At 40.9% G+C, this 575-nt stretch carries 1 protein-coding gene; it reads right to left on the bottom strand.

The window, feature by feature from the left end; translation table 11 throughout:
- On the bottom strand, positions 1–342 hold a 342-nt coding region (locus tag Q7L73_RS28635), incomplete at its 3' end, for a hypothetical protein (protein ID WP_304715811.1).
- Positions 343–575 lie beyond the last annotated feature (233 nt).

Genomic DNA, 575 nt, shown 5'->3' with positions numbered 1-575 from the left:
TTTGGCAACCCCAAAGTAGAGATAGACATTGCCATTGAGGAATCCTTCCAGTAAGTTGTTTCCCCTTGTCTTGAACTTCCACACATTTGAAGATACGAAGTTTGTTTGCCATTTATTGCCTTCATCAAGCACATTCTTAAAGGCGATGTCTTGGTTTCCCTTCTTGTATTTCAACCTCTTGTATGCCTCTTGTGCCTTTTTGGTCTGCATTTCCTTTTGTCTCATTTGCTTTTCGGTCAGGACATTAAGGTTTCTCCTGTTTGCCCTTGCCTCAAGTCTTTTCTCAATGATTTCGGTTTGCTTTGCCCTGTATTCAGCTCTCTTTGCTTTGAGTTGTGCCAATTGCTTTTCGTTCTTGGCGTGTATTGCCCTTTGCGTTCTAACTCATTCGTCCTGTGAGTTTTTGTAGGTTCTTAGGTCTTCCTTCTTCATAACTAAATTATAAACTAATTGCCAGAAGTTGCTGTTTCGTGTTCTTTCTGCGTTTGTATTCCCAAGCATTTGTGATGTGGTCTGGAACTTTTGAGTCGTCCCTTTCCATTTTTGGCTGTTGAGTGTTCAGAGATACCTTTCAT

Origin of the sequence: Conexibacter sp. CPCC 205762 (genome assembly GCF_030646155.1) — a bacterium.
Lineage (GTDB): Bacteria > Actinomycetota > Thermoleophilia > Solirubrobacterales > Solirubrobacteraceae > Conexibacter.
The sequence above is the reverse complement of the archived record's forward strand: the minus strand, read 5'-3'. Positions and strand labels throughout refer to the sequence as shown.